Annotated in this window: 7 protein-coding genes and 1 pseudogene; 4 read left to right on the top strand and 4 right to left on the bottom strand. The window is 72.5% G+C overall.

The annotated features are described in order from the left end of the window. Positions 1-127, top strand: a pseudogene (locus ACSNOB_RS23555) (C39 family peptidase); the annotation flags it as partial. 119 nt (positions 128-246) lie between these two features. Here ACSNOB_RS23555 and dusB read toward each other — a convergent pair. From dusB to ACSNOB_RS23535, 4 genes are all read right to left on the bottom strand, one after another. After that, complete coding sequence (gene dusB, locus ACSNOB_RS23550) at positions 247-1,419, bottom strand: tRNA dihydrouridine synthase DusB (protein ID WP_436688610.1); 1,173 nt, start codon at positions 1,417-1,419, stop codon at positions 247-249. A 63-nt stretch (positions 1,420-1,482) separates the two neighbouring features. Beyond that, positions 1,483-2,862 (bottom strand): glycine--tRNA ligase, encoded by a 1,380-nt coding sequence (locus ACSNOB_RS23545; RefSeq protein ID WP_436688609.1) that lies wholly within the window; start codon positions 2,860-2,862, stop codon positions 1,483-1,485. Positions 2,863-2,979: 117 nt separating this feature from the next. Continuing rightward, on the bottom strand, positions 2,980-3,453 hold the full coding sequence (locus ACSNOB_RS23540; protein WP_393112333.1) for an Rv0361 family membrane protein: 474 nt from the start codon (positions 3,451-3,453) through the stop codon (positions 2,980-2,982). Positions 3,454-3,579: 126 nt separating this feature from the next. Next, positions 3,580-3,921, bottom strand: a complete 342-nt coding sequence (locus tag ACSNOB_RS23535) for an antibiotic biosynthesis monooxygenase family protein (protein WP_350710738.1) — start codon at positions 3,919-3,921, stop codon at positions 3,580-3,582. Positions 3,922-3,948: 27 nt separating this feature from the next. Here ACSNOB_RS23535 and ACSNOB_RS23530 point away from each other — a divergent pair, with 27 nt between their 5' ends. From ACSNOB_RS23530 to ACSNOB_RS23520, 3 genes are read left to right on the top strand one after another with little or no spacing between them, the layout of a single operon-like run. Beyond that, complete coding sequence (locus ACSNOB_RS23530) at positions 3,949-4,206, top strand: hypothetical protein (RefSeq protein ID WP_436688608.1); 258 nt, start codon at positions 3,949-3,951, stop codon at positions 4,204-4,206. A 54-nt stretch (positions 4,207-4,260) separates the two neighbouring features. Continuing rightward, entirely contained in the window at positions 4,261-5,250 is a 990-nt protein-coding gene (locus tag ACSNOB_RS23525) for a metal ABC transporter substrate-binding protein (RefSeq protein WP_436688607.1), read from the top strand. Beyond that, positions 5,247-6,008 (top strand): metal ABC transporter ATP-binding protein, encoded by a 762-nt coding sequence (locus ACSNOB_RS23520; protein ID WP_393112298.1) that lies wholly within the window; start codon positions 5,247-5,249, stop codon positions 6,006-6,008. The genes ACSNOB_RS23525 and ACSNOB_RS23520 overlap by 4 nt, the downstream gene beginning before the upstream one ends.

Below are 6,008 nucleotides of genomic sequence, written 5' to 3'. Positions count from 1 at the left end.
CGTCGGCTACCGCGACAACGGCCACACCGTCACCATCGCCGACTCCGCCGACCCCGCCCAGGCCTCCTACCGGATGAGCGTCGACAACCTCGCCGACTGGATCGCCACCCGCGGCTACACCGCCTGACCCCGACCCAGCCGAACACCAACGACGACAAGGGCCGGCCCCCACAAGGGGCCGGCCCTTCGTCGTGCGCGTCGGCCAGGCCGCGTAGCGGGCGGCCATCGGCGGGCGGCCGGGCCGGCTCAGCCGCCCGAATCAGCCAGCTCCGCACCCTCGGGCACGGTGTCGTCGTCCCGACTGGCGAGCCAGCCGTCCGGCAGGAAGACCTTGCCGGGCGAGTTGGTGCGGCCACGCGGCTGGCCCAGCGTGGCGACCGGGAACGGCTCGGTCGGGTCGAGCTTGCCGAGCAGGTCGTCGAGCTGGGCGAGGCTGTCGATCATCGCCAGCTCGCGCCGCAGTTCGCTGCCGACCGGGAAGCCCTTGAGGTACCAGGCGACGTGCTTGCGGAAGTCGGTGCAACCGTCCCGCTCGCCCCGGGCCGGGGTGCGGGAGCCGGCGGTGAACTGGTCGACCAGCAGCTCCGCGTGGCGGCGCATGGTCCGCGCGACCTCGCCGAGGGTGGGCAGGCGGCGCTCCGGGCGGCCGTTGAACGCGGCCTCCAGGTCGGCGAAGAGCCACGGCCGGCCCAGGCAGCCCCGGCCGATCACCACCCCGTCGACGCCGGTGTGCGCCACCATGCGCAGCGCGTCGTCGGCCTCCCAGATGTCGCCGTTGCCGAGCACCGGCACGTCGAGCGCCTGCTTGAGCGTGGCGATGGCGTCCCAGTCGGCGGTGCCCGAGTAGCGCTGCGCCGCCGTACGCCCGTGCAGGGCGACCGCCGCCACGCCGGCGTCCTGCGCGGCGAGCCCCGCCTCGACGTACGTCAGGTGGCCGTCGTCGATGCCCTTGCGCATCTTGACCGTGACCGGCACGCCGGCGGGCGACGCGGCGTCCACCGCGGCCTTCACCAGGCGGGCGAAGAGCCGGCGCCGCCACGGCAGCGCCGAACCGCCGCCCTTGCGGGTGACCTTCGGCACCGGGCAGCCGAAGTTGAGGTCGATGTGGTCGGCGAGGTCCTTCTCGACCACGATCCGCACGGCGGCGGCGGTGATGTCGGGGTCGGTGCCGTAGAGCTGGAGGCTGCGCGGCCGCTCGTCCCCGCCGAACGCGATCATGCGCAGCGTCTTCGGGTTCCGCTCCACCAGCGCGACGGTGGTGATCATCTCGCAGACGTAGATGCCGCCGCCCTGCTCCCGACAGAGCTGCCGGAAGCCGATGTTGGTGATGCCCGCCATCGGCGCGAGCACCACCGGCGGCCACACCTGGTGCCGCCCGAGGGCCAGCGGGCGCAGTGCGGGAACGGTCGGCGCGGTCACCGGACAAGTGTACGGGGCCCCGGCCGGCACGTTCCCGCGCCGACCGAGGCCCCGTCCAGCAGCTCAGCAGCCGGGGAGGCGCTCGATGAGGTAGCGCTCGACCTGGTCCAGGGAGATGCGCTCCTGAGCCATGGTGTCCCGGTTTCGCACGGTCACCGCGTTGTCGTCCAGGGTGTCGAAGTCGACCGTCACGCAGAACGGGGTGCCGATCTCGTCCTGCCGGCGGTAGCGGCGGCCGATCGCCTGCGAGTCGTCGAACTCCACCACCCAGCGCTTGCGCAGGTCGGCGGCGAGGCCCTTCGCCTTCGGCGAGAGCGCCTCGTTGCGCGACAGCGGCAGCACCGCCACCTTGACGGGGGCCAGCCGCGGGTCGAACCGCATCACCGTGCGCTTGTCCACGCCGCCCTTGGTGTTCGGCGCCTCGTCCTCGTCGTACGCCTCCAGCAGGAAGGCGAGCACCGCCCGGGTGAGGCCGGCGGCCGGCTCGATCACGTACGGCACCCACCGCTCCTGCTTCGTCTGGTCGAAGTAGGACAGGTCGACGCCGGAGTGCTTGCTGTGGGTGCTGAGGTCGAAGTCGGTGCGGTTGGCGATGCCCTCCAGCTCGGCGAACTCGGTGCCGCCGAACTGGAAGCGGTACTCGATGTCCACCGTGCGCTTCGAGTAGTGGGAGAGCTTCTCCTTGGGGTGCTCGTAGAAGCGCAGGTTGCTCTCCGACAGGCCCAGGTCGAGGTACCAGTTCCAGCGCTCCTGGAGCCAGTACTCGTGCCACTGCTCGTCGGAGCCCGGCTCGACGAAGAACTCCATCTCCATCTGCTCGAACTCGCGGGTGCGGAAGATGAAGTTGCCGGGGGTGATCTCGTTGCGGAACGACTTGCCGGTCTGCGCGATGCCGAACGGCGGCTTCTTGCGGGCGACGGTCTCGACGTTCTTGTAGTTGACGAAGATGCCCTGGGCGGTCTCGGGACGCAGGTAGTGCATGCCCTCCTCGCTCTCCACCGGGCCGAGGAAGGTCTTCATCAGGCCGTTGAACATCTTCGGCTCGGTGAAGGTGCCCTTGTTGCCGCAGTTCGGGCAGTTCAGCTCGCTCAGCGAGGCCGGCGGCTTGCCGTGCTTGGCCTCGTACGCCTCCTCCAGGTGGTCGGCCCGGAACCGCTTGTGGCAGGACTGGCACTCGGTCAGCGGGTCGACGAAGGCGTCGAGGTGGCCGGAGGCGGCCCAGACGTCGCGGGCCAGGATCACGGCGGAGTCGAGGCCGACCACGTCGTCGCGCTGCTGGACCATGGTCTTCCACCACTGCCGGCGGACGTTCTCCTTCAGCTCCACGCCGAGCGGACCGTAGTCCCACGCCGACCGGGTGCCTCCGTAGATCTCGCTGGAGGGGAAGACGAAGCCTCGGCGCTTGGCGAGGCTGACGACGGCGTCGATACGGTCGGCTGGCATGTTTCCTCCTACGCCGACTGGCGGTCGGCGGGGACGCGATAAAGGGACGGAACGAGCAGTTCGGGGACAACGGTACGACCAGCACCACCCCGAGCCCAGCAGAATACCGGGGGCGGGTCAGTTGACCCCGCACACCTCCATGCCGCCGGTCTGCCGGTCCTGCCCGAGGACGACCTCCTGCCGGTCCTGCCGGCCGCCGGTGTAGGTCACGTCCACGGGAACGGTCAGGGTCGTGGCGTCCACCTCGCCGACCCGGAACGCCGAGATCTGCGGCTCGGTGGAGACCCGGCGCTCGAACTCCCGGCGCGACTCGCGCCGCTGCGCGTCGTCGCAGAGCTGGTCGTACGCGGCGCCGTACTTCCGTTCGACCAGCGCCTGGTAGTAGTCGGTGGAGACGGTGCGCCCCTGCTCCCGCACGGCCTGCACCCCGGTCACCGCCAGACCCACCACGGCCGCGCCGCCGCCGCCGCAGCAGAGCAGCACGGCGAGCGCCCCGGCGCCCAGCCCGAGCCAGAGCCGGGTGTTGCGCCCCTCGGTGGGCGGCGCCGCGAACGGCGGGGCCACCCCGGGACCGGCCGGCGGGGCGGGCACGCCCGGATCCGCCGGCGGGCCGGGCACGACGGGCGGCTGCGCCCCCTCCTGGCCGGGCAGCGAAGAAAACGGCGGCGGTGCCGCCGGTCCGGGAGCGGTCATGCAAGCAATCTAGTGCCCCCGCGCTCAGCGGTACGGACCAGCGGCCCGATCGCTGGCCGCCACGACCACGTCCCCGCCCGGGGCGGCGGTGGCGAGCGCCTCGTACGCGGACGGCTCGTCGACCGACTCGGCGAGCAGCGGCACCGCCGTGACCTTGACGTCGAAGCCGCCGAGGGCGCGCCGGTAGGTGCCGACCGACTCCCACTCGGTGACCAGGCACCAGTGCCGCGGGTCGTCCAGCGCCCGGACCAGTTGCCCGCGCAGGTAACCGGGGCGGGCCGCGAGCGCGGCGAGGGCGGCGTGCGCCCGCTCGGTGAAGTCGTCGGCGACATCGACGTCCACCACGAACCGGTTCGTCACCAGCACCGGGTTCCTCCTCGTAGAGTCTGTGGGATGCAGCGTACGCAGAGCCGGATGCCGGCCCGGTTGGCCCGGGCGAACCCGACGACGGTGTTCCTGGTCACCCTGGTGCTGGTGCTGGCCGCGTTCTTCACCCCCGGGGTGGCCGGCGGGCTGCTCACCCTGCTGCTCGCCGCGGCCGTCGCCGCGCTGCTAGTCACCACCTGGTCGGTGCAGACCGCGCCGACCCGGGTGATCCGCCTGGTGGTGCTCACCCTGCTGGTCACCGCGGGCCTGGTGAAGCTGCTCTGACATGCAAGCATGCGTTTTTGACAATCATTGTCGTTGTCGCGGAAGGTTCATGTCATGAACATCCGCTCCGCCCCCCGCGCCCTGGCCGCCGCCACCACAGCCCTGCTCGCCCTCGGCGGCGTGGCGGCCTGTTCCGACGACGGCGCGGCCGGCGCCGACCCGCAGCGGGTCGACGTGGTGGCCGCCTTCTACCCGCTGCAGTTCGTCGCCGAGCGGATCGGCGGCGACGCGGTGAAGGTCACCAACCTGGCCAAGCCCGGGGCCGAGCCGCACGACCTGGAGCTCAACCCGGGGCAGGTGGGCCAGGTCAGCGAGGCGGAGCTGGTCGTCTACCTGAAGGGCTTCCAGCCGAACGTGGACGAGGCCGTCGAGCAGAACGCCGGGGACCGCGCGTTCGACGTGGCCACCGTGCAGCCGCTGATGGACGCGGCCGCGGGCGGCCACGAACACGGCCACGAGGGCGCGGAGCACGGCCACCCCGAGGAGTCGGGCAAGGCCGGGGAACCCGGTCACGAGGAGGAGGGCGGCGGCAAGGACCCGCACCTCTGGCTCGACCCGACCCGCCTGGCCACGGTCGGCGACAAGCTCGCCGAGCGGCTCGGCCGGGCCGACCCGGAGCGGGCCGCCGACTACACCGCCCGGGCCGCGGCGCTGCGCACCGAGCTGGAGAAGCTGGACGCCGAGTTCACGACCGGGCTCAAGACGTGCCAGCGGCGGGAGATCGTGGTCAGCCACACCGCCTTCGGCTACCTGACCGAGCGTTACCAGCTGGAGCAGATCGGCATCACCGGGCTGAGCCCGGAGAACGAGCCGTCCCCGCAGCGCCTGGCCGAGGTGATCGAGGAGGCCCGGGAGCACAAGGCCACCACGATCTTCTTCGAGACGCTGGTGAGCCCGAAGGTGGCCCAGACCATCGCCGACCAGGTCGGCGCGAAGACCGCGGTGTTGGACCCGCTCGAAGGGCTGTCGACCGACGGAGGCGACTACCTTTCGGTGATGCGTACCAACCTGCAGACCCTGAGGACGGCGTTGAGCTGCTCGTGACATCCCCAGTCATCACCGTCACGCACGGGGTGGTCGGCTACGACGGCCGCCCCGTGCTGCGTGACGTCTCCCTGACCGTCACCGCCGGCGAGGTGGTCGCCGTGCTCGGCGCCAACGGCTCCGGCAAGTCCACCCTGATCCGCGCCGTGCTCGGCCTGGTGCCGCTCAGCTCCGGGTCGGTCACCCTCTTCGACCGTCCGTTGCGCCGCTTCCGGCAGTGGCACCGGATCGGGTACGTCCCGCAGCGCCTCGGCGCCGGCAGCGGCGTACCGGCCACCGTCCGCGAGGTGGTGGCCTCCGGCCGGTTGGCCCGCCGGGGCGTCCTGCGCCCGGCCGGGCGCGCCGACCGGGCCGCCGTCGACGCGGCGCTGGCGTCCGTCGGGCTCGCCGACCGGGCCCGCGATCCGGTCGCCACCCTCTCCGGAGGGCAGCAGCAGCGGACCCTGATCGCCCGGGCGCTGGCCGGCCAGCCGGAGCTGCTCGTCCTGGACGAGCCGACCGCCGGGGTCGACGCGGCCAGCCAGGAGGCGTTCGCCGGGGCGCTGCACGACTTCGTCGGCGGTGGCGGCACGGTGCTGCTGGTCGCCCACGAGCTCGGGCCGCTGCGGCCGCTGATCAGCCGGGCGGTCGTCGTACACCAGGGTGGGATCTGCCACGACGGCGGAGTGCCGGAGCCCGCCGGCCACCACGCGGAGCCCGACCACGACCACGTGCACCCGCATGGTCCCGACGAGCCCGCCGGGCTGTGGAGCAACTGA

Origin of the sequence: Micromonospora sp. URMC 106, assembly GCF_051386395.1 — a bacterium.
Taxonomy (GTDB): Bacteria; Actinomycetota; Actinomycetes; order Mycobacteriales; family Micromonosporaceae; genus Micromonospora.
This window is presented reverse-complemented; position numbering and strand designations above follow the sequence as displayed.